The sequence below is a fragment of the Amycolatopsis sp. lyj-112 genome (assembly GCF_046549055.1).
GTDB lineage: Bacteria > Actinomycetota > Actinomycetes > Mycobacteriales > Pseudonocardiaceae > Amycolatopsis.
In genome coordinates, this window is the sequence record NZ_JAJPWS010000002.1 from 604,730 (window position 1) to 629,013 (window position 24,284).

Annotated in this window: 29 protein-coding genes and 1 pseudogene; 16 read left to right on the plus strand and 14 right to left on the minus strand. The window is 66.7% G+C overall.

The genetic code is table 11. The features are described 5' to 3' along the window. Nucleotides 1-17 precede the first annotated feature (17 nt). Nucleotides 18-809: an ArsR/SmtB family transcription factor gene (locus ACLJRL_RS09660; RefSeq protein WP_410655737.1), complete on the minus strand. Its 792-nt coding sequence runs from the start codon at nucleotides 807-809 to the stop codon at nucleotides 18-20. 138 nt (nucleotides 810-947) lie between these two features. Here ACLJRL_RS09660 and ACLJRL_RS09665 point away from each other — a divergent pair, with 138 nt between their 5' ends. Both ACLJRL_RS09665 and ACLJRL_RS09670 read left to right on the plus strand, forming a co-directional pair. Next, on the plus strand, nucleotides 948-1,934 hold the full coding sequence (locus tag ACLJRL_RS09665) for a DNA-processing protein DprA (protein ID WP_410655738.1): 987 nt from the start codon (nucleotides 948-950) through the stop codon (nucleotides 1,932-1,934). 101 nt (nucleotides 1,935-2,035) lie between these two features. Continuing rightward, nucleotides 2,036-2,725, plus strand: a complete 690-nt coding sequence (locus ACLJRL_RS09670; protein WP_410655739.1) for a hypothetical protein — start codon at nucleotides 2,036-2,038, stop codon at nucleotides 2,723-2,725. On the opposite strand, the gene ACLJRL_RS09675 is transcribed toward ACLJRL_RS09670, so the two are convergent. Beyond that, complete coding sequence (locus ACLJRL_RS09675; RefSeq protein ID WP_410655740.1) at nucleotides 2,671-3,258, minus strand: helix-turn-helix domain-containing protein; 588 nt, start codon at nucleotides 3,256-3,258, stop codon at nucleotides 2,671-2,673. The two genes, ACLJRL_RS09670 and ACLJRL_RS09675, sit on opposite strands and share 55 nt — an antisense overlap. A 55-nt stretch (nucleotides 3,259-3,313) precedes the next feature. Between ACLJRL_RS09675 and ACLJRL_RS09680 the strand changes: the two genes are divergently transcribed. Beyond that, nucleotides 3,314-4,600 carry an erythromycin esterase family protein gene (locus ACLJRL_RS09680; RefSeq protein ID WP_410655741.1) on the plus strand — a complete coding sequence of 429 codons (1,287 nt, stop codon included), beginning with the start codon at nucleotides 3,314-3,316 and terminating at the stop codon, nucleotides 4,598-4,600. On the opposite strand, the gene ACLJRL_RS09685 is transcribed toward ACLJRL_RS09680, so the two are convergent. After that, nucleotides 4,597-4,890: a hypothetical protein gene (locus ACLJRL_RS09685; RefSeq protein ID WP_410655742.1), complete on the minus strand. Its 294-nt coding sequence runs from the start codon at nucleotides 4,888-4,890 to the stop codon at nucleotides 4,597-4,599. The genes ACLJRL_RS09680 and ACLJRL_RS09685 overlap by 4 nt on opposite strands. 61 nt (nucleotides 4,891-4,951) lie before the next feature. On the opposite strand from ACLJRL_RS09685, the gene ACLJRL_RS09690 reads away from it, so the two are divergent. Further along, nucleotides 4,952-5,587, plus strand: coding sequence for a TetR/AcrR family transcriptional regulator (locus ACLJRL_RS09690; RefSeq protein WP_410655743.1), 636 nt, complete (start codon nucleotides 4,952-4,954; stop codon nucleotides 5,585-5,587). 104 nt (nucleotides 5,588-5,691) lie between these two features. On the opposite strand, the gene ACLJRL_RS09695 is transcribed toward ACLJRL_RS09690, so the two are convergent. Further along, the gene (locus ACLJRL_RS09695; RefSeq protein WP_410655744.1) at nucleotides 5,692-6,066 is read right to left on the minus strand and encodes a DUF6223 family protein; all 375 of its coding nucleotides are present in this window, start codon (nucleotides 6,064-6,066) and stop codon (nucleotides 5,692-5,694) included. A 217-nt stretch (nucleotides 6,067-6,283) separates the two neighbouring features. On the opposite strand from ACLJRL_RS09695, the gene ACLJRL_RS09700 reads away from it, so the two are divergent. From ACLJRL_RS09700 to ACLJRL_RS09720, 5 genes are all read left to right on the plus strand, one after another. Then, on the plus strand, nucleotides 6,284-7,402 hold the full coding sequence (locus tag ACLJRL_RS09700) for a sensor histidine kinase (RefSeq protein WP_410655745.1): 1,119 nt from the start codon (nucleotides 6,284-6,286) through the stop codon (nucleotides 7,400-7,402). Continuing rightward, nucleotides 7,399-8,049 carry a response regulator gene (locus tag ACLJRL_RS09705; RefSeq protein WP_410655746.1) on the plus strand — a complete coding sequence of 217 codons (651 nt, stop codon included), beginning with the start codon at nucleotides 7,399-7,401 and terminating at the stop codon, nucleotides 8,047-8,049. The genes ACLJRL_RS09700 and ACLJRL_RS09705 overlap by 4 nt, the downstream gene beginning before the upstream one ends. A 205-nt stretch (nucleotides 8,050-8,254) precedes the next feature. Continuing rightward, nucleotides 8,255-8,389, plus strand: a complete 135-nt coding sequence (locus tag ACLJRL_RS09710; protein ID WP_410655747.1) for a hypothetical protein — start codon at nucleotides 8,255-8,257, stop codon at nucleotides 8,387-8,389. A gap of 285 nt (nucleotides 8,390-8,674) precedes the next feature. Continuing rightward, on the plus strand, nucleotides 8,675-9,478 hold the full coding sequence (locus ACLJRL_RS09715) for an SDR family oxidoreductase (protein ID WP_410655748.1): 804 nt from the start codon (nucleotides 8,675-8,677) through the stop codon (nucleotides 9,476-9,478). Between the two features lie 118 nt (nucleotides 9,479-9,596). Continuing rightward, nucleotides 9,597-10,487 carry a helix-turn-helix transcriptional regulator gene (locus ACLJRL_RS09720; RefSeq protein WP_410655749.1) on the plus strand — a complete coding sequence of 297 codons (891 nt, stop codon included), beginning with the start codon at nucleotides 9,597-9,599 and terminating at the stop codon, nucleotides 10,485-10,487. Nucleotides 10,488-11,050: 563 nt separating this feature from the next. On the opposite strand, the gene ACLJRL_RS09725 is transcribed toward ACLJRL_RS09720, so the two are convergent. Then, a complete protein-coding gene (locus tag ACLJRL_RS09725; protein ID WP_410655750.1) occupies nucleotides 11,051-11,701 on the minus strand; it encodes a hypothetical protein in 651 nt (216 codons plus the stop codon). Then, the gene (locus ACLJRL_RS09730; RefSeq protein WP_410655751.1) at nucleotides 11,673-12,092 is read right to left on the minus strand and encodes a hypothetical protein; all 420 of its coding nucleotides are present in this window, start codon (nucleotides 12,090-12,092) and stop codon (nucleotides 11,673-11,675) included. Before ACLJRL_RS09730 ends, ACLJRL_RS09725 begins: the two co-directional genes overlap by 29 nt. Before the next feature lie 968 nt (nucleotides 12,093-13,060). Between ACLJRL_RS09730 and ACLJRL_RS09735 the strand changes: the two genes are divergently transcribed. Then, a complete protein-coding gene (locus ACLJRL_RS09735; RefSeq protein WP_410655752.1) occupies nucleotides 13,061-13,399 on the plus strand; it encodes a MerR family transcriptional regulator in 339 nt (112 codons plus the stop codon). Here the strand turns inward: ACLJRL_RS09735 and ACLJRL_RS09740 are convergent. Genes ACLJRL_RS09740 through ACLJRL_RS09765 form a run of 6 tightly spaced genes read right to left on the minus strand, consistent with a single transcriptional unit; the run spans nucleotide 13,332 to nucleotide 15,933 of the window. Further along, nucleotides 13,332-14,018, minus strand: a complete 687-nt coding sequence (locus ACLJRL_RS09740) for an alkaline shock response membrane anchor protein AmaP (RefSeq protein ID WP_410655753.1) — start codon at nucleotides 14,016-14,018, stop codon at nucleotides 13,332-13,334. The genes ACLJRL_RS09735 and ACLJRL_RS09740 overlap by 68 nt on opposite strands. Continuing rightward, a complete protein-coding gene (locus tag ACLJRL_RS09745; RefSeq protein WP_410655754.1) occupies nucleotides 14,015-14,542 on the minus strand; it encodes a DUF6286 domain-containing protein in 528 nt (175 codons plus the stop codon). Before ACLJRL_RS09745 ends, ACLJRL_RS09740 begins: the two co-directional genes overlap by 4 nt. After that, on the minus strand, nucleotides 14,539-14,943 hold the full coding sequence (locus ACLJRL_RS09750; RefSeq protein WP_410655755.1) for an Asp23/Gls24 family envelope stress response protein: 405 nt from the start codon (nucleotides 14,941-14,943) through the stop codon (nucleotides 14,539-14,541). Before ACLJRL_RS09750 ends, ACLJRL_RS09745 begins: the two co-directional genes overlap by 4 nt. 5 nt (nucleotides 14,944-14,948) lie before the next feature. Next, nucleotides 14,949-15,125, minus strand: a complete 177-nt coding sequence (locus ACLJRL_RS09755; RefSeq protein WP_410655756.1) for a hypothetical protein — start codon at nucleotides 15,123-15,125, stop codon at nucleotides 14,949-14,951. Next, entirely contained in the window at nucleotides 15,122-15,466 is a 345-nt protein-coding gene (locus ACLJRL_RS09760; RefSeq protein WP_410655757.1) for a hypothetical protein, read from the minus strand. The genes ACLJRL_RS09755 and ACLJRL_RS09760 overlap by 4 nt, the downstream gene beginning before the upstream one ends. Next, nucleotides 15,463-15,933 (minus strand): Asp23/Gls24 family envelope stress response protein, encoded by a 471-nt coding sequence (locus ACLJRL_RS09765; RefSeq protein WP_410655758.1) that lies wholly within the window; start codon nucleotides 15,931-15,933, stop codon nucleotides 15,463-15,465. Before ACLJRL_RS09765 ends, ACLJRL_RS09760 begins: the two co-directional genes overlap by 4 nt. 434 nt (nucleotides 15,934-16,367) lie before the next feature. Between ACLJRL_RS09765 and ACLJRL_RS09770 the strand changes: the two genes are divergently transcribed. Then, complete coding sequence (locus ACLJRL_RS09770; protein ID WP_410655759.1) at nucleotides 16,368-16,784, plus strand: ATP-binding protein; 417 nt, start codon at nucleotides 16,368-16,370, stop codon at nucleotides 16,782-16,784. An 80-nt stretch (nucleotides 16,785-16,864) separates the two neighbouring features. Then, nucleotides 16,865-17,275, plus strand: coding sequence for an anti-sigma factor antagonist (locus tag ACLJRL_RS09775; protein ID WP_410655760.1), 411 nt, complete (start codon nucleotides 16,865-16,867; stop codon nucleotides 17,273-17,275). A 63-nt stretch (nucleotides 17,276-17,338) separates the two neighbouring features. On the opposite strand, the gene ACLJRL_RS09780 is transcribed toward ACLJRL_RS09775, so the two are convergent. Then, on the minus strand, nucleotides 17,339-18,094 hold the full coding sequence (locus tag ACLJRL_RS09780; RefSeq protein WP_410655761.1) for a MarR family transcriptional regulator: 756 nt from the start codon (nucleotides 18,092-18,094) through the stop codon (nucleotides 17,339-17,341). Nucleotides 18,095-18,327: 233 nt separating this feature from the next. Between ACLJRL_RS09780 and ACLJRL_RS09785 the strand changes: the two genes are divergently transcribed. The 4 genes and pseudogenes from ACLJRL_RS09785 to ACLJRL_RS09800 all read left to right on the plus strand — a co-directional run bounded on the left by ACLJRL_RS09785 (nucleotide 18,328) and on the right by ACLJRL_RS09800 (nucleotide 22,095). Next, nucleotides 18,328-18,993 carry a DUF4097 family beta strand repeat-containing protein gene (locus ACLJRL_RS09785; RefSeq protein WP_410655762.1) on the plus strand — a complete coding sequence of 222 codons (666 nt, stop codon included), beginning with the start codon at nucleotides 18,328-18,330 and terminating at the stop codon, nucleotides 18,991-18,993. Between the two features lie 36 nt (nucleotides 18,994-19,029). After that, nucleotides 19,030-19,845, plus strand: a complete 816-nt coding sequence (locus tag ACLJRL_RS09790; RefSeq protein WP_410655763.1) for an alpha/beta fold hydrolase — start codon at nucleotides 19,030-19,032, stop codon at nucleotides 19,843-19,845. A gap of 169 nt (nucleotides 19,846-20,014) precedes the next feature. After that, a pseudogene (locus ACLJRL_RS09795) lies at nucleotides 20,015-20,403 on the plus strand (LuxR C-terminal-related transcriptional regulator); the annotation flags it as partial. A gap of 6 nt (nucleotides 20,404-20,409) precedes the next feature. After that, nucleotides 20,410-22,095 (plus strand): hypothetical protein, encoded by a 1,686-nt coding sequence (locus ACLJRL_RS09800; protein ID WP_410655764.1) that lies wholly within the window; start codon nucleotides 20,410-20,412, stop codon nucleotides 22,093-22,095. Here ACLJRL_RS09800 and ACLJRL_RS09805 read toward each other — a convergent pair. Beyond that, nucleotides 22,064-24,067 carry a tetratricopeptide repeat protein gene (locus tag ACLJRL_RS09805; RefSeq protein ID WP_410655765.1) on the minus strand — a complete coding sequence of 668 codons (2,004 nt, stop codon included), beginning with the start codon at nucleotides 24,065-24,067 and terminating at the stop codon, nucleotides 22,064-22,066. The two genes, ACLJRL_RS09800 and ACLJRL_RS09805, sit on opposite strands and share 32 nt — an antisense overlap. Nucleotides 24,068-24,284 lie beyond the last annotated feature (217 nt).

Below are 24,284 nucleotides of genomic sequence, written 5' to 3' on the forward strand. Positions count from 1 at the left end.
CCGGCCGCGTCGACCGGTTACGCGGGTTCGGGCAGCGGTGCACCGGTCTCGAGGAGCGTCTTGAGGCTGGACAGGATGCCCGGCCACCCGCCCTTGACCATCTCCAGCGCGGTGCTGCCCGGCGCGAATCCGTCATGGACCACGGTCAGCTTGACGAGTTCGCCGGCGGGTTCGAGGTCGAACGTCACCTTCGACCGAGGCTCGGCCGCGAGCTTGGCCGCCACGTCGTCGTCGAGCCCGACTGATTTGGCGAACTCCGGGCTGAAGGTGTGCCAGGTGTACGAGAGCCGCCGGTACGGGTCGGACTCCAGCACCACCTGCTCGGGATCCTCCACCTTCACCCCGAGCTGCTCCCACGCCATCGACGCCCCGGCCGTCCACTCCGAAGTGAACTCGCACCCCCAGTACTGCCGCGTGAAGACCGGGTCGGTCAGCGCCTGCCAGAGCCGCTCCGGCGTCGTCCTGATGTAGCTGGTGTACACGAATTCGTTGGTACTCATGGGTTCCTGCTCCAATGCTCTCTTCAGATCCGCGAGCGCGCCGACCCGGCCCTGGTGGTACCGGTCGATCCAGCGCTCCGCGATCGCGTTGATCGGCTCGGCGTTGACGTAGTGCAACTTCTCGCGGCCACGCCATACCGTGGTCACCAGATTGGCCGCTTCGAGCACGGCCAGATGCTTACTGACCGACTGCCGCGCCATGTCCAGTCCTGCGCACAACTCGCGCAGGGTCTGCCCGTTGCGGGCGTTCAGGTCGTCGAGCAACCGGCGGCGGCTGGCATCGGCCAGTGCCTTGAACACCTCGTCCATGTCGCCTTCCGGTCGGATATGCAGCCTTTCGGGTGCCTTTTACATTAGGCAGCCTCATGGGTGCATGTCAAGGCGACCACGAAAAGTGACAATTGATCATGTTTGCGTGATCGACCGAAGATCGTCATAATCGAACGCGTGTTCTATTCCATCCCAAGTCCTCGCTCAGCCGAGGTTGAAGCGCCGAGGCATCGCGAAACACCTACGCTGAACCCCATGGCGGATCGCTGGGACGACACGGAGCGGGCGGCGTTGGTCGCCCTGCTGCGTACCCGGCCGAACGGACTCAGCTGGCGTGATCTCGCCCGCGAGATCGAGCAGCGAGAGAGCGCTCTGCATGTCTGGGAAGAACACCATCCTCCCGGCTTGTTCGACGAAGCCACCCAAAACTCCGCACTCCACGAAGCCGAGCGCGACATCGAGTCGTGGCACGAGCTCGGCTTTTTGACCTTCATGGACGAGCTCTACCCGCCGCAGCTGCGCGAGATCCACGACTTTCCTCCCGTTCTGTTCCACCAGGGCAAACTTCCTTCGGAGGAAGTCGGGATGGCCGTCGTCGGGTCCCGGCAGGCGTCAGAGCTGGGAGTGACCATCGCCCGGGCCGTGGCCACCGGCTTGGCTGATCGGGGTATCACGGTGATTTCCGGCCTCGCCAAAGGAATCGACGCGGCAGCACATACGGCAGCCTTGGACTCGGGCGGCCGGACCGTCGCTGTGATCGGCACCGGAATCACCCGTCACTATCCGGCGGAAAATCGGCGGCTTCAGGAGCGCATCGCGACCGAAGGACTCGTGATCTCGCAGTTCTGGCCGGATTCTCCGCCGACGAGGCAGTCATTCCCCATGCGCAACGCGGTGATGTCGGGGTACAGCCGCGCGACGATCGTCGTCGAAGCCGGAGAACACAGCGGCGCTCGCATCCAAGCGCGCCAGGCCATCGCACACGGACGACCGGTCATCCTCACAGATCTCGTCGTACGCAACAACAAATGGCCCGCAGAACTGATCGATCGCCCCGGTGTCCACGTCGCCGGGAGCACAGCGGAGGTCATCGCGGCCGCCGAGCACGTCGTCTCCGGCCCGGCCGAGATCGACGCACTGCTCAATCTCACTGCCGACAGATGACTCCACCGGCCGTCACGGCCACAGAACTGGCGCGGTTGCTCCGAGCCGAGGTCGGCGGATTCTTCTGCAACACCCGGAGAGGCAGGCCCGGCATATGTCCAGTGTGCACAGGCCCCGCAACCGGCGCCCTTTGCCCACAGTGCCGCGCGGCACGGGCGACCTTCGGCGGCGGGCTCGCCGACCTCGTGGTTCCGCTCGCCTACGCCAAGAGCAGGATGAGCCCCACCCACCAGTCGGAACACCACGTGTACGGATACAAACGCCTGCCCGCAGCACCCAAATGTGAACGGGACCTCCGTCTCATGGTGCGCGTCGGCGGCCTCCTGCACGGCGCGTGCATCGCGAGCTCGGTCGGCGCGTGGGATGTCGTGACGTTCGTGCCGTCGGCGAAACGACCCGGGCCGGAACATCCGAGCGCCGGGCTCGCCCGCCAGATCGCCGATCTGAACCCGGCCGCGCGCCGCGTCCGGCTGAGTATCGGCCCCGGATTCGACATGGAACCCTCGCGCTCTCCGCGGCTCGACCGGTTCACCCTCGAACCCGAGTTCCGGCCCGCTGTCCGCGGACGCCATGCGCTCATCGTCGACGACACGTGGGTCTCAGGCGACAAGGCGCAGTCCGCCTCGCTGGCGCTGAAGACCTTCGGAGCCGAGCAGGTCACCGTCCTTTGCGTGGCTCGCTGGCTTCGCCACAACTGGGAGGACCACCGGCGGCTGATCGAAGACCTCCGCGACCCCTATGACGCGCTGTGCTGCCCTGTCACCGGCAGCGCCTGTCCGGCCTCCGGCTGAACACCCGCTTCGCCGACCGGAAAGAAGATCGCGCTCATCACGTGCGGCTTCCGTCCCGGCGCCGGCGTGTTGAGCGCCCGCGCCTTGAACACCCCGAGCAGCTCGTCGACGAACTCCGCCAGTTCCTGCGGCGTGAGCCACAGAACCCCCTGCCGATAGCCGACCGAGTCGGCGGCGGGATCCGAACCGTCCCGGTCCAGGTAGGCGTTGAACTCCGAAAGCAAGGCGGCCATCGCCGCCGCGAAGCCCTGCCGATGGTCGTCCAGCGACATCGCCTTGGCGTCGTCGAGGTCGATCCGCGCCTTGTCCGCGCTCAGCCGGTAGTACCGCTCGACGGCTCCGTGCACGCGCTGCTCGTCGACGACTTCCAGGATTCCCGCCTCGGCCAGCAGGCCGACATGCCGGTACGCGGAGGTCTTCGGGACATCGGGCATCCGCGCGCACAGTTCGGACGTCGTGCGCGTGACGCCGCCGTACATGGCGTTCACGATGCGCAGCCGGACCGGGTGCAGGAGCAGGTCGAGAGTGTTCACGGCCGTTACGATCCCACACCTGGTACCGTTCCCAAAAATGGGAACGGAGACCGATATGCTCAGACTGACCGCCGACGCGGTGATCCCGCTGGACACGCTCGACCCCACCGCGCCGCTGGACGACCTCGACTGGCTCGGCAAGGCGATCGGCGACGCGCGCGTGGTCGCGATCGGCGAGAGCGCGCACTACAACCGCGAGTTCGCCCAGCTACGCCATCGCGTCCTTCGCTACCTCGTCGAGAGGCAGGGCTTCAAGGCCTTCGCGTTCGAGTCCGGCTTCGCCGAAAGCCGGCTGGTCGACGACTGGGTCCGCACCGGCGACGGCGAACTCGGCAACGCCCTCGCGAACGGCATGACCTCGCTGACCGGGCTGTGGACGGAGAACCGCGACCAGCTGGAATGGCTGCGCGGCCGTCCCGTCAGCTGTTACGGCATCGACCTCGGCGGCTCGAACATCTCACTGCTGCCGGGATTGGACGCCGTCTTCGGCTACCTCGCGGACGTCGATCCGGACTTCTCGCCGGACCCGGCGATCCGGGAGACGGCGAGCGTCTTCGCGGCAGAATCGCCCTTTTCGATCCCCGCGGCGATCGGCGAATACGGAAAACTCCCCGACGCGGCCAAAGATGCCCTGACCGCGCGGCTCGCCGGACTCGCGACGCGCATGTCGGCCCGCCGCCTGGACTACTCGGCCAGGACCGGCACCGGCGCGTACGAACGCGCCTCCACCGCTTTGAAGGCCGTGATCACCCTCGACAACGTCGTCCGCGCGATGACCGCCGGCGACATGCGCACGGCGCTGGAGGCACGCGACGCCACCATCGCCGAAACCGTCGAGGGGATCTTGCGCACCGAGGACCGGGTCGTGCTCGGCGCCCACAACGCCCACATCCAGCGCTGGCGCGGCACCCTGCCGGGCGTCCCGCCGGCGGCGCCGATGGGCCTGTTCCTCGCCGACCGGCTGGGCTCCGACTACCTGGCCATCGGCACCACGTCCGGCGCCGGCAAGGTCCTGAGTGAGGGCACCGAGTTTTACGCGGGCCAGTTCTTCAGCGACCTCGAACCGGCTGAAGCGGACAGTCTCGACGGCGTCCTGTCCGCGAGTCATGACGGGCTGTTCGCGACCGACCTGCGAGGTCTGTCCACAACGGACACCGAGACCATCCGGACCGTCGCCGAGCAGCGGATGGGGTCATTCTACTCCGGCGTGAACGCACTGGAGGCCTTCGACATCCTCATCCACGTGCCACGGGTTTCCCCGGCCGAAGCGGACCGGGACACGCTGACACACGCGCCACGCGAGGTGCAGGAGGTGTTCGCGAAGTGGATCGCGTCGTCTTAAAGCACAGCGCCGTTCTCGCGGCGCGCGGAACGGGCCGGAGGCGCGTCGGTTTCGGTGTACCGCCACGGCAGCACGGGCGGGTCGCCGGGTGAAGGCGTCTCCGGACTCCGTTCGGCCTCGATCTGGATCTCGATGTTGGTCTTGTGGGCGATCGGGTCCCAGATCTCCTCGATCGGCGCCAACAAGGACTGACTGCTGCCGCAACGGCGAGCACGCACGGCGTACCACGCGAACCCGGCCAGGAAGAGCGGCAGGCTGAGAAACGCGGCCAAGGGGGCCAGGATCTCCATGCCGTCGACAGTACAGTAACGTCGTGTTTCTAGAAACGTACTGTTACTGAATTGGTGGGCGATGACCAGGCTGACCCGGGCCGAGCAGCAGCAACGCACCCACGAACACCTGCTGGACGCTGGGCGCGAGGTGTTCCTGCGACGCGGCTTCCTGATGGCGACGGTCGAGGAGATCGCCGCCGACGCCGGCTACACCCGCGGCGCCGTCTACAAACATTTCGGCGGCAAGGAAGGACTGTGGCTGGCAATCATCGAAGCCACCACGGAAGCCCATCTCCAGGGGCTGCGGAAGGCTCTCGACCACGCCACCACCCGCGACCAGCTGATCGCGGCCCTCGCCCCCATCGACCCGGCGGACAAGGACGCGGCGAAGTGGAGCGCGGCGGCCGCGGAAGTGCTCGCCGCAACGGCCCAGCAACCCGAAACCGCCACCCTGATCGCCGCGATCCAACGGCGTCACGACGATGAAGTCGTCGCGCTGCTCTCCGAGCATTCCCGACGTCTGCACCTCGAACCCGCGATGCCGCTGCACCAGGCGGTCATCATGCTGGGCGCGTTGGGCATCGGCCTCGCCCTGCGCCGAACAGTCGCACCGGCGGGCGACCCCGCCGCGATCCTCACCCACGTACTGGACTCGGTGTTCCCGCCGGCCACCGGGCCGAGCCCTCGAACCCGTGTTCCCGAAAGCGGTCTATGAAGGAGGAACCGTTTCGCCGCCAGGCAGCAGCGGTTTCGCCTCCGGGGACCCGGCGAGCGGAACCCTCTGCAAACCGTGGCCTTCCCTCATCGACGAAATCCACGCTATCGCCGCGACCCGCTGCCGAGGCGGGCACGTGCCAGCGTCAGCCCGCCGAGGATCGCGGCCACCGCCCCGACCACGATGTCGATGTAGCCACCGACGATTCCGTAGCCGGTGCCGGGCCCGCCGTCGGCGGCGGCGACCACCACTCCCCCGATGACGATGGCGGCCAGCCCCGCGGCCAGGGCGACGGTGGCCCTCTTGCGTCGTGCGCCGGTACGACCGGCGGAGCGGGTCAGCGCCCAGACGCCGACGGCCAGACCAGCCAATCCCAGCGCCGCGGCCACCAGCGACCAGACACGGCCGGACGTCAAAGTGGAGGTACCGATCGCGGGCTGGGCGGAAAAAGCCGTAATGGCAAGCAAGTTGGTGAACATGAGGTGCTCCTTCGCTACCGCGTCTGGTCGTCGCCAGATCATGGCCACCTGCACCCCTTCCGGTCGTTGTCCAGCGGTGGACACTTCGCGGTGCCGCCGTTGTCGAACCGGACTGCCACGAACGCCGCGGAAATCCCGGCCACTACCGCGTTCGCAGTAGTCCGCTGATTGTCCGCACGGAGGAGTCGCCCACGCGGACATCGGGCTAGATTGCGGTATGCGCAACTGGCGGATCCCTATCAGCGACTGGGCGATCGCCATCGTCGTCGCGGGATTCCTGGTGACCGGCGGACTCTTCGGGAAGCAACCTGGCACAGGTCTCGCCCCGCTGGGATACGCGTTGCTGGTCGCGAGTGGTGTGGCGCTGGCCGCCTACCGCAAAGCTCCGATCACCGTGCTGGCGGCGACAGCCTTGTTCGCTCTGGGGTACCAGGCCATCGGTTTCGACGTGCCCACCGTCGCGTTTCTCGTCGCGGTGTACGGCACGATGCGCGCGGGACATCGCATCGCGACAGTGGCGGGCGCGGTGCTCATGCTCGCCGGGCTTCCCTTGGCGCTACTGGCATCCCCGGACGGCTGGACTGTGGGCGAGGCGTTCACGCATTCCCGGGACGCACTTCAGATAGCGTGGCTGATCGCCGCTGGTGCCGCGGGTGAAGCACTGCGACAGACCGGGCGCCGCGCCGTCGAGGCCGAGCGCACCCGTGAGGAGACCGCGCTGCGCCGCGCCGGCGAAGAACGGCTCCACATCGCGCGAGAGCTGCACGATTCGCTCACCCATCAGATCTCCGTCATCAAGGTGCAGGCCGAAGCCGCCGTCCACGTCGCCACCAAGCAAGGAGAGCCAGTACCCCAGGCCCTGCTCGCCATCCGCGAGGCCGGCCGTGAAGCGACCAGAGAACTGCGAGCGACCCTCGAAGCCCTGCGCGACGACGACAAGAACCCGCCACTCGGGCTCGCCCACCTACCGGACCTGGTTCAGCGGGCCCGGACGACCGGGCTGGACGCGAAACTGACGATCGAAGGACGACAACCGGCCCTACCGGCCACAGTGGACAGAACCGCCTACCGGATCGTCCAGGAATCGCTGACCAACATCGCCCGGCACGCCGCCGCCACGACCGCGTCCGTCCGGATCGAACACCGCCCCGAACTCCTGACCATCCGGATCGATGACGACGGCCAAGCCACACCGGGAAACCCGCCGGTCCCCGGAGTCGGGCTGCTCGGAATGCGGGAACGGATCACCGCCCTCGGCGGCCACCTGCGCGCCGAACCGCGAATCGAAGGCGGCTTCTCCGTACAGGCCGAACTTCCCGTGGAGCGAACCTCATGATCCGAGTACTGCTGGTCGACGACCAGCCCCTCATCCGCAGCGGATTCCGTGCGCTCCTTGATATCGAGCACGACATCGACGTGGTGGCCGAGGCCGGCGACGGCGACGAAGGCGTCGCGCTCACCCGGGAACACCTTCCCGACGTCGTGCTCATCGACATTCAGATGCCGGTCGTCGACGGTATCGAGGCGACCCGGCGCATCGCCGCGGACCCGGCCCTGACCGGAGTACACGTCGTCATCCTGACCAACTACGGCTTCGACGAATACGTCTTCAACGCGCTACGCGCCGGCGCCGCCGGCTTCCTCGTCAAAGACATCGAACCCGAAGACTTCCTCCACTCCATCCGCGTCGCCGCCCGCGGCGACGCGCTGCTCGCACCCTCGATCACCCGCAAGCTGATCGACCGATATGTCACCCAGCCGCTCCCGGGCAACGTCGGCGCGGGCTTGAAGGGGTTGACCAACCGCGAACACGAAGCCGTCACCCTCGTGACTCAGGGCCTGTCCAACGACCAGATCGCCGAGCGCATGGTGATCAGCCCACTCACCGCGAAAACCCACGTCAACCGGGCGATGACCAAACTGCACGCCCGCGACCGCGCTCAACTCGTCGTCCTCGCCTACGAGTCGGGCCTCCGACCGTGAGGCAAGTGACCGGGGTCTTCCGGTGAAGTGAAGTGAGCCGCCAAGGGGGCTCGAACCCCTGACCTTCTGTTTACAAGTCCCCTCCGCCGCAAGCTCTACTTCGGAGACGGCACCGGCTCACCTGGCAGGCAACAGCTCATGCCGAGCTGGACCAGAGTTCAGCGACCGCATCGAGGAAGCGCGACTGAACGGATGGCAGGGCGAAGTGCAGGGCCTGAGCACCAGCCTGGCGAAAGCGGTCGAGAAACTGGTCATCCTGGATCGCACCCGCGAGCGGCAGCAGACCGGTCCGGTGCATCTCGGCATCCCTGTCATCGTCGAACCCGGGCCGATCATCTGATGGGCGACCGGCATTCACAGGGAAAATGACTGTGCAGGAGGGGATTGTGGCGGCGTGAGCCGGCGCGCCAGGCAAGGGGGCTCTCACAGTACCTGTATCGCCAGGATCTCCCAGATGTCCAGGACCCCTGTCAACCTGTTTGAGTCGGCTTCCGGTTACACGGAGGAGAAGTAATGGATCCGCGGGAGACACGCACGGCGGCTTTACCCCCATCAGTTCAATTCAGCTGCACCGGACGCGTGACCGTGTCAGCACATGCATCCACGATAGAACGGACGAAGACCAATGGCGGACAACCAGTTCACCACTCACTCAGACCTTTTCGATCTGAGTGGGAAGTACGCACTTGTCACTGGCGGCACCAGGGGCATTGGGATGATGATCGCGCGCGGCTTTCTGCAGGCGGGCGCCCGCGTCGTCGTCAGCTCACGCAAGGCAGACGCGTGCGCGGAGGCACAGCATCTACTGTCCGAATTCGGCGACGTTCAAGCAATCCCCGCCGACCTGTCCAGGTACGACGAGTGTCAGCGCCTCGCTGATCTGGTCAAGGCCGACTCGGAACGCCTGGACATCCTCGTCAACAACGCGGGAGCGATGTGGCGCGAGCCGCTGGAGACGTTCCCGGCCGAGGCCTGGGACGCAGTGATCGACCTCAACCTCAAGTCGCCGTTCTGGCTGGTGCAGGCGCTGCTGCCCGCACTGCGCAGGGCGGGCACCGCCGATGATCCCGCGCGGATCATCAACATCGGCAGTATCGCCGCCATCCACGTCGCCGAGGCACCCAACTACTCGTACGCCAGCAGCAAAGCGGCACTCCATCAACTCACCAGGGTGCTTGCCAGGGAACTGGGCCCACAGCACGTCACGGTGAACGCGGTAGCCCCAGGAGTGTTCCCGTCGCAGATGATGGCGGCCACGATCGATGCCATCGGCGACACGATCGCGGCGAAGGCCCCCCTGCGCCGGCTCGGCCGCGACGACGACATGGCAGGTGTCGCCGTCTTCCTCGCCAGCCGGGCCGGGTCTTACCTGACGGGCACCATCGTCCCGGTCGACGGCGGCACCGCCACGACCGCATCGGGTACCTAGGCGTCGGCGCGAGGCTTTGCCCGCGGCCGACGGCCCTCGTGAATACCTCCAAGCCGGGTCTCAACGGGGGTACCAGCAGTACCTCCCTTCGCCCACGGACAGGGCCTATGGTGAAGGGGTGGTCAAGATCGATCTCCGCACTGAGATCAAGGAGTTCCTGAGCTCGCGTCGCGCGCGGATCACGCCCGAGCAGGCTCGGCTGCCCGCCTACGGCGGCAACCGCCGGGTCAAAGGTCTGCGTCGCGAAGAGGTAGCTCTACTAGCAGGGGTATCGGTCGACTACTACGTGCGGATGGAGCGCGGCAGCCTCGCCGGCACCTCCGACGGGGTGCTCGACGCGTTGGCCTCTGCCTTGCAACTTGACGAGGCCGAGCGCGATCACCTCTACCACCTTGCGCGGCAGTCCAGGGCGCCCGGCGGTCAACGCCGCCGGCGACCCGCCGCGACGATGCGTCCGGCGCTTCAGCAGGTGCTCGACGCCATCACCGATGCGCCGGCTTGGATTTGCAACGGCCGTTATGACGTGCTGGCCATGAATCACCTTGCCCGCGCGCTGTATTCACCGGTGCTGGCCGACACGCGAAGGCCGGCGAACACCGCGCGGTTCGTGTATCTGGATCCCGAAGCGGCAAAAACGTTCTTCGTCGACTATGACCGAATCGCCTGCGATGTGGCCGCGAAACTACGCATGGAAGCCGGCCGCAATCCGCACGACGAGGAGCTGATCGCCCTGGTCGGTGAACTATCAACACGCAGTGAACTATTTCGGCAGCGGTGGGCATCTCAGAACGTTCGGCTCCACCGGTCCGGACGCAAGCGTATGCACCATCCGGTAGTGGGCCAGCTCGACCTGGACGTCGAGTCGATGGATCTGCCTGCCGACCCCGGCCTGCTCCTGACCGTCTACACCGCGCCCGCCGGCACGGCGACCTCGGACGGTCTAGCCCTATTGGCGTCGTATGCGGCTAGCCAGGAGAAGCTGGCGACCGAGATTCAAGCACTCAGCTGATATCCCAACCTTTTCAGCCCGTCTGAGTCAGCGCTGAACGATCGGCGAGAGCGTCGGACCCACGTTGGGAAGGCTTTTCGAGCGATCGTAAGTTGACTTGGGCACCCGCAGTTGGGGAACCCTCCACCTGGGCACCTACGACGCCACCGCCGAGAAGCCGGCACGTCTCGAAGCCAGGTGACCGTGGAGATCGTGCCCAGAACCCACGGGATCAGGTCTTGACGGTCACCGCCCAGCCGGCCGGCGGCGTGGAGCCTCTCGGCCGACGGCGTGCCGGGTCAGCGGTGTATGTGCGAAAGGGAGGCCGGCGGCAGCCCGCCGTGTTCAGCGTCGTCCAGCAGCAACCGCGCTGAGCGGGAGCATGCCGAGTTCGCACCTGGCGAAAGAGGAAGGACGGACCTGGCCGAGCTGTTCGCCGCGGCCGCGCCCGACTTTTCGTTTGGGAGCAACGCGATTCGGCGCATTCTCAGCTATGTCCGCGCGCGCCGGCACTCCGTTGACTGCTCTGTGCGAGTCAGCAATCGCAGCCGGACGGGGATCGGCCCCGAGCCCCGGCCGGCGACTCAAGCCGGCCGCGGCGGGTCTGGGCCGAACAGATTGTCGTCGGGATCAGGTGGTACGTCCCAGGCTTCCAGCAGCCGGACGTCGTCGCTGCGGTTGCGTGACTTCCTGACCCACCACCACACGGAAACGGCGATCAAGGCCGCCGCGAGCAGGATGCAAGCGATCGTCCCGGCCCAGAATCCCGCGTTGTCATTGTCGTCGTGCTTGGTCTGAGTCTCGGTCTTGGAGGTGTCCGGGCTGTTCGGGATACCGCCGGCGCCGGAGATCGTGTCGCCTGGTTTCAGCAGTTTGGTGTCCTCGACGAAATCTTCGAGGTTCGCGTATCCCGCGCCATCGGGTGCTACCAGCAGGCACTCGCGGGTTCCGGGCTTGCAGGCGATGACCAAGCGCAGGAACTCCCTGTCACCGCTCTTCGCCTGCTCCCACAAGACATTGATCCACGATACGTCGGCATCCTCGCCCGCGAAGCCGGTGACCGTATCGATGACGGCGTCGCCCGAGGAGCGCCCCGTCGACGCCGATTCCTTGCTACATCCGGCTACGGCGACAGCGAGCAGACCACACAGGAGCAGTGCTCGCACGAGGACGAGGAGTCGCGGGTATTTCGATGCCACGTCCACGTCACCACCGGCGGAGACGGCGGCCGGCATCGATCCAGTACGAAGAAAGCCGGGCGCCGTCCTCGGTAACAGGGTTCCCGAGACCAACCCAGCCGAGACCGAGTGCGTTGGCGAGCAGCAGCACGTAGGGCCGCGGGGTCGAGTCGTCGAGCGCGTCCAAGGCGCTCAGGCGGATGATGGCCGCCGTGGCGATCATCGCCACGAGCAGGAACGGCCCGAACCAAGCCAGCTTCCACACACGCACACGTAGGGGGCTCTCACACGAGCCGCAGGCCACTGCGGCTTCGACGGCACCGGTGGCGGGTCGCGAAACCACGATGTCGCTTAACGAGTACCGGGTGGTGGTCGTGGAGATGACGATGTACTCGCGGTGTCGCTCGCTGCGGATCCAGGCCAGACGCACTTGCGGATACTCGCCCATCGTCGCCACTGCTTCCCATAGTGCGTGATGTCCGCAGTATCGGGCGGGTTCTCCGGGACCGGTCCCGAGGATCGGCGCGGGATGGAGACCGAGTCAGACCTCTCCGACGAAGGTAGGCGCACCACCCGCCAGTTGAAGACTGGAGATTGGGTCATCACTCCTGATGGCGGCCGCAGTGGAATGGTGGTGGCAGCCGGAGCGAGAACATCGAAATCACCCAACACCGCTGACCTGCGGTTCTTGTTCCGGTCGAGCTTTCCATCGGAAACCAGAACAAATCTATGATGGCGAGGGTAGACATTCAAGCGTGGCTGTGTGTAGTGTTCTGCCCATACCGAGAGAGACAACGTCAAGCAGGCGCGGGAGATGACGGAACTACCCGCGAGGTGAGACAAGACGGTCAGGCAGGACGAAGCCAATCAGTGAACAGGTTTCGACTGGTGACCGAGGCAGCATCCCGGGACCGGATAATGAAGACGAAGTAGGCAAGGCGGTCCCGGCGCAGTAGTGCAGAACGCAAGTCAAGCAAGTGGCAGTACGAAGTCAGTGGCAAGTCAGATGGTGCAGGACCGGTCAGGTGGCCGGAGCCGATATCGGACAGGGCTCCGGGCAGTGACCAGCGGCGTGACGCGTGCTGGGACCGATCAGGGAAAGGGTTCCAGCCGGTGATGACCGCAGCAGTAGAAGTGATGCAAGGTAAGGAAGAAGTACAGGGAAGAAGGGAAAGGGCGCATCATTGGATCGCCCGCCGCGGCTGGAAGGTAGTGCCGCGCGGGTACCGCAGTCCCATCAGATTGGAAGGTGGTTCTCGGTTACGAATAAGCGATCTCCGCGTCGTCCGCCTCTCGGACGGACACCGTGGATACAGGAATCCGGCCTCTTCGCCGGCTGACAATGGTGATACCTGAAACCCTGGGACCCCGGGCGCCGCAAGTGGCGCCCGGGGTCCCTTGTGATGTGGAGGTGGAATGATCCCTGACCAACGCGAGACCCCCGACCCCGGTACGGGCGAGGCCGACAAATTCGACGACGACCAGTACCCCGCCTACACCATGGGCCGGGCCGCGGACATGCTCGGCGCGACGCAGAACTTCCTGCGCAGCCTCGACGAAGCCGGTTTCCTGCAACCGCAGCGCTCAGCCGGCGGACACCGCCGCTACTCCCGCCACCAACTCCGCCTCGCCGCACGCGTACGAGAACTGGTCGACCAAGGCACCGGCCTCGACGCCGCCTGCCGCATCATCGGCCTCGAAGACCAACTCCACGACGCCCAACGCCAAAACCACCAACTCCGCACCACCGAATAAGACCGCCGGGTGTGCCGCAAGCGTCTCGCGGCACACCCCCGGGCGCTGGGAGCGTCCGAGCGCCGGGCTTGGTGGAGAAGCGGAATTCGACGGTCGCCGGGAGGGTGTCGAGGTCGAGGGCCTGCCGCAGCCGTGGGAGGCCCTCGGTGGTGAGCTGGTCGCGGATCGTCGTGAGGTCGGCGTCCTGTTCCGCGCTGATCACCAGTGCGACCGTGGGGGCGTTCTGGTGCCCGGCCAGAGTGGCGTGTGCGGCGTGGACGCCGGGGTAGGTGGCGATCTCGGCGGTGAACGGGGTGACCGCGGTGCTCGCCGCCAGCTCGGTCCGGCCGGTGTCCTGGTCGGACTCGAAGTGCCAGACGTGGGTTTTGGGTTTGCGGGTCAGCTGTGCGATCAGCCAGCGGAGGACGAGCAGGCCGATCACGATCGCCCCGCCCGCGGCGACGTACAGGACCCAGGTGGGCGGGTTTTCGGTGCCAGGGACCAGTGCTGAATCCGGCTTGAGCACGGTGAGCGTGCCGAAATGCGTCGCGATGGCGAAGGCGCCGGCGGCGAGGAGGACCACACTCAGGATCGCGAGCAGGCTTCGGTTGAGGCCGGCAGGACGGTTGAGGTGGCTCACGATGCGCTCCTGGGGGCGTGGACCTTGATCTTGACGGTAGGGCGGACAGCGGGATCGATCTGGTCGAGCCGGCGTTCGATCGCGCCGCGGACGGCGTCGGTCAGGCCGTCGGTGTTCGTCCGCTCCGTTTTGACCTTCGCCGAAATCCTGCGGTGCTTCAGTTTCAGCTTCGCCGCGGCCACTCCATCCACTGTGGACGCCGCTGTGCGCAGAGTGCTGAGATAGCTGCGTCTGGAGGCCCCGGAATCAAGCTCGCCCTGCAGCGGCAGGACTGTCGGCTTGCCAGGCAGTACCGCGCTCATCAGGAGGACCAGCCCGAGCACGGCGACAAGGCCACCGGCGATGGCAGGGGCCAGGTCGCTCCAGCGTGTGTCGTGCAAGGCGTCCGCGACCGTGTCGTAGCGGACCCAGGGGGTTTCGCCGAGGAGCATCTGGACCGCGACGACGGCGACGAGAGCGCAGGCGAGCAGCAGCACCACTGCGGTGAGGGTCGCGGGGATGCTGCGACGTGGGCGGCGTTTCACTGGACCCTCCTGGCGTCGGGCGCCGCGGTGTGCAGCGCGGTGACGATGATGTCCACTCGCGACACGGCGAGCCCGGTGAACTCCTCGACGCGGCGCATCAGGTGCTTGCGGACGTTCTCGGTGGTGCGGGAAACCGACAGCGGATAGCCGAGGGAGAGCCGGACGTCGAGAGTCGCGGTGTCTCCGTCGACCTTCGCGGTGACTTTCGCGGTGTTGTCGAGGTCTTCACCACCGACTGCGACTCCGAGCACGCGGCTCGCCGCGCCGCCGACGCCGTCGACCTCTGTCACGACCCGGGCGGCGATCCGCTCGACCGTGCTGTCGGAGATGGTGAGCGTGCCCGGGTCGTCCTCGTCGGCCGATCCGGCGTCGGCGGCGGGGCCCGGCAAGGTGGCCGTCATGTGGATCACCCCTTGTCGCGACCGGTGAGCTGGGAGAGGTCGAGCTTGCCGTCGAGGACGCGACCGGCGAGCAGACCCAGCGCACCCAGCACAAGAACGACGAGGAAGGCACCGAACCCGCCGAAGGCGGCAGCGAGTCCGAGGGCGAGACCGGTGAGCAACCCGATGTGGGTGGAATTCATGATTCTCTCCTTGGCTGTGACGCGACGGACACTGCGCCTGGGTCTTCGCCGGCGGTACGCGCTGAGGATGAGGCGATGTCGCCGATCCGCACATGCACCGGGCGATCGACCGGCCCCACCGCCGTGCGGACGTCGTCACTGATCTCGACGGCGGTCGCCGGGTAGCGGCCGGTGACACCGATGGTGATCTCGTCGTCGCGGATCCGGATCCCAGGGATCCGGCGCCCGCGAAGGAGGGTGGCGATCTCGCCGAACCGGCCGCTGTGCAGACCCGCGATATGCGGCCGGGCCTGCACAGCGGCGGCGATGCGGTCGGCGTCGATCTCGACGCCGGAACTCACTGGACTCGGCCGGTGTCGTTCTGGGTGTCGTCGTCCTCGTCGTCACCGGGGATGTGCACGTCGGAGACGTTGATGTTGACCTCGACGACCTCGAGTCCCGTGATCTGCTCGACGGCGCCGATGACGTTCTTTCGCACCGCGCGGGACAGGTCGGCGATGGACACGCCGTACTCGACGAGGATCTGCAGGTCCACGGCGGCTTGCTTCTCGCCGACCTCGACCGAGACACCCTGGCTCGCCGACGCTGTAGCCCCGGGAATGCGCTCACGGATCGCGCTGAACGCGCGGGCGGCGCCACCGCCGAGGTCGTACACACCGGAAATCTCGCGGGTGGCCAGGCCGGCGACCTTCGCAACGACCGTGTCGGCGATGGTGGTGGAGCCCTGGCTCGACACGAGTGCGCCCGTACCGGTCTTCTCGACCTCGGTCGAGTGGGCAGGAGCCTTGGTAGCGGTCGAGTTGGTCATGACTTCTCCTCGGATCGGTTCCTGTGGTGTCAGCGGACGTTCACGGTGTCCACTTTCCCTTCCACACCACTAAGACCCCGTCCCGGAAAGATCGTCACGACCCGATCGTGTGACCCCCATCCTGTTCCCCCCGAAGTACCCGGAACCGCCGCGCGCCGGAACGCCGGGCTGCCCACCACGAGGATCCCCGACATCCTCGCCACGGAGATGCACGACGTAGTCCTGCACGCCGACGACACCGTGGTCACAGTCATCCGCTACAAGCCGACGCGGCGTTCACGATGATGAGGTAGTCGCCCCGGGCGTTTGCCCAGGCCGGGCTTTGGGTACTGGGAATCCGATGCGCGATGTTTCCAGATAGGTCGTCTAGAACGAGGCGGGTGGGACGGATGTCAACACAGCCGGGGATTTCAGAGCGCACGGAGCCGAGCGGCGTGACCTGCGACCTGGACGCGACCTCCACCCGGGACGTCCGGCAAGCGGTTCGTCAGGTGCTGGCCGCCTACCGCGGGCTCACCGTGGACGACGCCGTCTTGGTGGCCGACGAACTGATCAGCAACGCTCATCGGCACGGGGACGCACCGCGCGCCTGCCGCCTCAGGCTCATCCACGAGGGCCGATACCTCCGCATCGAAGTCGAAGACGCCTCGCCGCGCCAACCACGGCAGCGGACCCCGAACGGTTCCGGTGGGCGTGGGCTGCTGCTGATCGACAGGCTCGCTTCCACCTGGGGAGTGGACAACGGCACGGGGCACAAGACCGTCTGGGCCGAACTCGCGTTGGACCGCGAGGGAAGCAGCGGTCACGCCCCTCATCTGGCGGCCACCCCCACGTGGCAGGCACAGGACTGACCATGCCCTACCCGGGAAGAGGCGGAACCCGGACCAGCGAGGCATTCCATGCCGTCGCTGGCCCGGTAGCGTTCGCCACCGTGAGCGAATCGTCCCGAGCCGAACCGCCGCCCCCGGACCTCGACATCGTCAGCCGAATCGTCACCGGCAAGATCGTGGTCACGGTGACCGGCGAAATCGACACCGACACCGCGCCGGAGCTGCAAGCGGCGCTGATCACGGCGATCGACGATTCTCCAGGCGGAGCCTGCGTTCTGGATCTGACCGCGGTGGCCTTCCTCGACTCCGCCGGCCTCGCCGCCCTGCTGGCCGCTCACGCGCACGCGGAGACACGCCGAAAGCCTCTTCGCATCGCCGTGGACTCCAACAGCCCCGTGATCCGCCCCATCGAAGTCACCGGCCTCGACGTCCTGCTTCGGCTCTACCACACCGTCGATGAAGCCCTCCACGCCACAAACCGACCGGCTCGCTCCCAGACACCGCCGGAGTAGCAGCCCTGACGCGGGAAAGTGAGGCGCCGGGCGCGCGTTCCGCGCTGCTGTCAAAACGGCTGTCTATTCGCGATCTGAAATCGACTCGGTAGCACCGCCTGGACTCGTTGCGGGTTTTGTGTGGAGGACCTCGCGGCCTTGAACCGCGGCGCGCAAGATGCTCTCGCTGATGAAGTCGCTGAAGCGGGCCATGTTCTCCAGGCGGGCGGCGGCCGGGGTATCGCGGCCGAGAATGCCGACCCCCCGCCGTGCGATCTCGGCGATCTGGGCGATGCCGCGGGCGCTGTCGATCGTCGACTGGTACCAGACGTCGTCGTCGACGTGGTAGCGCTCGCGGCGGCGTTCGTCGGGTTCCCTGCGGACCAGGCCCTGGCTTTCGAGGACCGAGATCGACTTGGAGACGGACGCCGGACTGACCTGGAGGCGCTGGACGAGTTCGGACGCGGTGAGGCTGCCCGCGTCGGCGATGAAAAGGCAGGTCAGCACCCGGGCCATCATCTTGGACATGCCCTGTTGCATGAGAAGGGTGATGAAGGCCTCCTCGTACTCGCGCACGGCCTCGGCGTCGCGCCCGTGGCCCGGCGCCGGCGTTTCGAGCCCTCGGGGCGTGACCTGCCTGCGCCGGTGAGCGCGGCTTTCGGTGGCGCGGTGCGCCAGGTCGGCGCGGTAGGCGGTGGGGCCGCCGTTGCGCATCACCTCACGGGTGATCGTCGAGGTCGGACGGTCCAAGCCCCGCGCAATCTCGGCGTAGGGGAGATCGTCGGCCAATCCCAGTGCGATCTGCCGACGTTCGGTCTGAGTGAGTCTGCCTCCCGGCATCGCGCGCTCCTAGATCCCTTGTGGCGGTCCCTGATCTGGCCACCGTAGCGTTCACTTCTCATTCATTGCAATGATCAGATCGTGTTCGTTGCGTTAATTTCACACTCATTGCAACAGTTGAACTCATTGGACCTGCACTTATACTGACAGTACGCAACATGCTTGTTGCCGTAATTTGGAAAGCAACGTAGCGTTTCTAATATCAGAAACAACGAGCCAGCACGGAGAGCATCATGCAGAAGTTCGACACCCCCGCCCCGATTTCCGCGGTCCTGGACATCACCGCCGGACGCATCCAGTTCATCGCGGCGGACCGCACCGACACCACCGTCGAGGTCCTACCGGCCGACCCCTCCAAGAGCCGCGACACCAAGGCTGTCGAGCAGGCCACCGTCGCCTACACGGACGGCGTCCTGCGGATCACGGCCTCGACGCCCGGAAATCAACTCTTCGGCCCCTCCGGGTCCCTGGAGATCACCGTCCGGCTGCCCGCCGGCTCCCGCATCGAGGCCAAGGCCGGCGGCACCGAGCTCCGCGGCGTCGGACGCCTAGGCGACGTCACCTTCGAAGGCGCGTACCGCCGGATCAAGATCGACGAGGCCGCGAGCGTCCGCCTCACCGCGGTCGAGGGTGACGTCGAGGTCGGCCGGCTCAACGGCCCCGCGGAGATCAGCACCACCAGGGGCGACATCCGGATCGCCGAGGCCGTGCGCGGCACGGTCGTGCTCCGAACCCAGTCCGGCGACATCTCGGTCGCCGCCGCGGCCGGCGTCTCGGCCACCTTGGACGCCGGCACCGACTACGGCCGCATCACCAACGCCCTCAAGAACGACGGCACCGCCGGACTCGACATCCGCGCCACCTCCTCGCACGGCGACATCGCCGCCCGCAGCCTCTGACGAAGCAGAACAACCCACCACGACCAGGAGGACCACATGACGAAGAACAGCATTTCCCCGACCGATTCGACGTGGACCGGCATGGTGCCGGTCGATGACACGGAGCTGGCCGTCACCGACACCGGCGGCCCCGGAATCCCCGTGCTCTACCTCAACGGCCACGTCGCCACCCAGCGATACTGGCGGCGGGTCATCGCCGACCTGGGGCCGGAGTGGCGGCACATCACCTACGACATGCGGGCCCGCGGCAAGTCGAAGCGTTCGGCGGACTATTCATTCGAGACGAACGTCCGGGATGTCGACGCCGTTCTCGCGGCCAGGAATGTGGAGCGGGCGTTGGTGATCGGCTGGTCCTACGGGGCATTCGTCGCGGCGCACTGGGCCAGCCGCAATCCCGACCGCACCATCGGCGCGGTCCTGGTCGACGGCGCGCAACCGCACGACTGGATCGACGAGGTCGATATCGAGGGAATGCGGAAGCTGTGGCGGCGGCTGAGCTGGCTGATGCTCCTCCTGCGCCCGTTCGGCCTGGCATCCCGGATGACCGCCGAACAAATGGCCGACAGCAACATCGAGGCCGGCGAGTTCGCCCGCGAACGCGAACTGGGCCCCGTGCTGGACAACATCTCCGTCCCGACGCGGTATGTGAACGCGTCGGGGACGTCGTTCGGAAGCAAGGGTGACGAGCAGGAACGCATCCGCGCCAGCCTCGATCAGGTAGTCGAACGCAACCCGAACATCAAGATCCACGCGAAGGTCCCCAGCAACCACGGCAACATCTTGCGCAAGGACTTCCCCGCCATCGCCGCAGCCATACACCAGGCCGCTGGGCCCGATCACGGGCAACGCTGAAACAGACCCCACGGACCACCGCACGGCCGGGCTGCGCGTCTGCCGGGTCGACACGCCAGTTTCGCGAGGTGCACCTCGCGAACCGGGCCGCTGACGGTCACCACGACCTCCCGACCCGACTAGTGATCGTCTCGGCTGGTCGGGAAGGTGTCGAGGACCGCAGCGGTCGGACGAACTGCGCGCCGGCACCACCGGATTCCTCGTCAAAAGACATCGAACCCGAAGATTTCCTCCCAGCCGCTCAACACCGGCACCCGCCTGAAAGAACTGACCAACCGCGAACGCGAGGCCATCACCCTGGTCGTACACGGCCTGTCCAACGACCAGATCGCCGATCGCATGGTGATCAGCCCACTCACCGCGAGAACCCATCGATGCCGTCTGGCCGCGGCTGTGCGTCGGCTTCCAGCCATGCGGCGGTCCGGCAGCTGTTGTGCACTCAGGACATCCAAGGGACTCAGTCTTGCCTGGCCAGCTCCTACGACAACAAACCCGCGGGTGTGGTCCACGAGTTTCGTCACGATCATGACCGGCCCGGAAGTACGCCGTTTACGATGACCTCTCGTGTCGACGGCAGCGCTTGAATCCTCATCGGAACCACCGGACCCCTGGTCCACGGTGGCGACGCAGCGCGTGGTCCTGGCTGTCGTGCACAATGTGACGGCGGCCACCCGGCTTCTCGACACGCTCCCCCTCCTGGCGGCGGACCCGCGGATCCGCGTGGTGTTCACCAAGACCGGGTCATCCGCCTTCGATGAAGGCACCGCGGAGTTTCTGGCCAAGCATGGCGTGACCGAGATCCCGTGGGACGAGGCAACGAGTCAGGAATTCGACCTTGCCGTCTCGGCAAGCTACGGCGGCGACCTTCATCGAATCAACGCGCCCTTGGTCGTAGTCCCACACGGAATGGGATACAATAAATACTTGGAAACCGGAAACCGGAAACCGGAAACCGGAAACCGGAAACCAGTTTTCGGTTTGTCGCCTGAGTGGCTTGTCCATAAGGGTCGCGTAGTTCCCTCGGCGCTGGTGCTGTCCCATTCCGAACAGCTCGACAGGTTGCGTGCCGCGTGTCCCGAGGCGGTTCCTTACGCCCTGGTGGCCGGGGACGTGTGCTACGACAGGCTGTCGGCGAGTGTTGCTCTGCGTCCGACCTACCGGCGGGCGTTCGGTATGTCCGCCGGACAGAAGCTCGTGGTGCTCTCATCGACCTGGGGATCTGACTCGCTCCTGAGTGCCGCGCCGCAGTTGCCGCGGATGATCGCGGGCAGCCTGCCGATCGACGAGTTCCGGGTGATCGTCGCGTTGCATCCGAACATTTGGTCACATCATTCCCGTTGGCAGGTATTGGAATGGTTGTCCTCCTGCCGCCGTCACGGGGTTCACGTGTCGCAGGACGTCGACGAATGGCGGGCGGCGATTGTCGCGGCCGACCTTGTCATCGGCGATCACGGGTCGGTGCCGTTCTACTCCACAGCCTTGGGTAACCCGTTGTTGCTGGCGACCACACCCGGGCACACCGTTGATCCGCAGTCCCCGATCGCACACCTGCTGGCCACGGGTCCGCGGCTTGATCTTTCGGGCGATCTCGCCGCACAGGTCCGGACTGCGATCGCCGAGCACGATCCGGGTCGCTATGCGGAGATCACGGCGTTGACCACGTCGGAGCCAGGACGTGCCGCCGCGCTGTTGCGCCGCGCGTTCTACCGGATTCTTCGTCTGCCTGAGCCGCCGGAACAGGCAGAGGTCGTCGCACTGCCACTTCCGGGCCGACCCTTGACCGGGCCGGATTCTCATCAGGTCCGGATTGTGCTGGACCGGGCAGGTTCCGCGGTCGTGACGCGGTTCCCTGCCGAAGGAATCAGAACAGGCCCGCAGGCAGCGTTGCGTGAGGCTCATCTGGCGGTGGGGGTGAACGAGCCGCTGCGGCGATGGCTGGAAACGGCCGATGTCATCCTCGGGGAGGAGGGTGCGGATGCCGACGACTGGATCGCCGGGACTCTCGCCCTCATGCCGGGCTGTGTCCTGGCGGCCGCACCGGTGACCGACCGGGCCTGGCTGGTGGGTGACCGCACCGGCCACCGTGTGCGGGTCGAGGGCGACAGCTCGACCTGCCGGGTGTTCGTCTCGGTGGTCTATGAGTGGCTGGCTCAGGGAAACGCCCTTGATGACTTTCCCGAAGTATGGTCCGTTTCCTGGGGAGCACAGGAGCGTCCGGTCAGGGCGAGGCTGTGTCTCCCAGGGCGGTGAGTTCTGCGCGCACGGCTTCAGCCGGGCCGGTGAACCGCAGGCCTTCGTAGATCACCAGTGCTTCCTGGTAGTGCTCGATGGCCTGGCGCGTCTCTCCCGCTCCGGAGGCGGCGGCGCCGAGCGCGGTGAGCGCCTCGGCTTCATCGAAGCGCCGTCCGCGCGTCGCCATCGTGTCCAACGCGCGCCTCAGTAGATCTCGGGCGGTGCCGTAGTCGCCGAGTTCGATCAGCTTCCTTCCCCGCCAGGTCAGGACCTTCGCCTCGTTCTCCGCCTCATCCGCATCCAACCCGACGAACACGGCTTCGGCGTGTTCGAGCAGTTCCAAGGCCCTGCTCGGCGCCTCGGTTTTGGCCAGGTGCAGCTCAGCGAGCGCGATCCGGCGCACGTCCCCTGTGTCCTTCGCCAGCTCGAGTGAGCGCACGAGGAGCGTCCGCGCCTCATCGAGCCGGCCCTGGGCGAGTTTGACCAGCCCGAGCCCCTCCGATGCGGTCGCTTCCAGTTCCGGGCTTCCGACCTCGCACGCCAGCGCGACCGCTCGCTCGAACTCGCCGGCCGCATCCGTGAGCTCGCGCAACCAGTAGTGGGCGTAGCCGACCTGGGTATGCAGCAAACTGCGCGTCTGCGGCGCCGTGACCTTCCGGAGCGCGAGCCGATGAGTGGCGAACAGGTCGTCCAGGAACTTCTCTTTCTCGTAGAACGGCCAGAGCAGGACACACCACTGCGCGAGAAGATCCTGCCGGTCGAGTTCGTGGGCATACTCGACAACGGCCCGTAGGTTGGCGCGCTCGGCCCGCAGCCACTGCCGCGCTCGATCAGGTGTGTCATGGCCTTGGCCGGCGATGAGTTCGGGGAACAGTGACTGCCGCCACGGGCGTAACGGGGCGATCATCGCGTCCGCATCGATCGCGCCTTGGCGGTAGAAGTCCAGAAGCCGAGCGGTCTCGGCAGAGCGTTCGCTTCCCTGGCGATCTTCGAGCTGTTCCGCGTGCAGCGCGACCAATTCCCGCACCACATAGCGATCGTCCTCGAGCTCGTCGACGAGTCTGGCGTCGGCGAGTTCGGTCATGGCGTCCAGGACTTCGTAGTCCGGCATCTCCAAGGCCGCGGCCAGCGCCGGAATGCCGATCTCGCCGCTACGCGGTCGCAGTCCCAAGGCCCGGTAACAGACCTGGGCGGAGTCACCGAGCAACCGGTACGCGGCATTGAACACCGACGTCACGGACAGATCATCATCAAGCGACAGCCTGGTGACCCTGCGGCGCTCGTCGCCCAGGCGGGTGGCCATGGACGCCACTGTCGCCCGGCGCGACCGAGTGATCATGGCGCCGACCACGCACAGCGCGATGGGCAGATGCCCGCACAGCTTGATGATCTCGTCGACCTCGGCGCGCTCGGCGGCCACCCGGTCCTCGCCGATCAACCGGGAGAACAGCTCGACCGCCGCGTCGTCCTCCAAGGGGGCGAGTTCGAGGAAGGTGACCGGGTTGTCCACCATCAGTGTGCTCAGCGGCCGCCCCTCGGTGACGATCACCAGCGACGGCCCGACACCTGGGAGCAAAGTCCGCACCTGGCTCGCCGATGTCGCGCCGTCGAGGAACACCTGCAGCCGCCGGCCCGCGGTCAACGTCTGGAAACGAGCGCGGCGGGCATCCAACCGGTCCGGGATGTCCTCCGGCCGCTCGCGAAACGCGAGCAGAAAATCCTTCAGCACCTCGGCCTCGGTCCCCGGCTGCTCCAGGCCACCGGACAGTCGGGCGAACAACCGGCCCTCCGGGAAAAAGGCACGGGCACGGTGGGACAACTCGATCGCCGTCGCGGTCTTACCCACCCCCGGCGTACCGCTGAAGACCACGATCTGATTACCGTCGCCGCCCCGGACCACCGCCATCCCGCGTTCCAGGGTCAGATCCTGGTTGACATGGTTGTGGTTCTTACCCGGAATCTGGTCCGGCACCGACGTGTCGATCAACATCAACCCCCTCCACCGAGTGGAGGGTACCGACAAAGGCCCCCTTCCGTCATGGCGACGGACGCGTCACTACCCGGCGGAGGAATACCGATTCACTGACCGGTCGGCTTGGTCGCGGCCGACGCGACTGCGATAGCACGGCTCAGGGTCTGGAGGAAGCAGCGACGGTAGTAGGCAGCCACACAGTGGCGTTCTACGAGGACAGCGAATGCCGTGACAT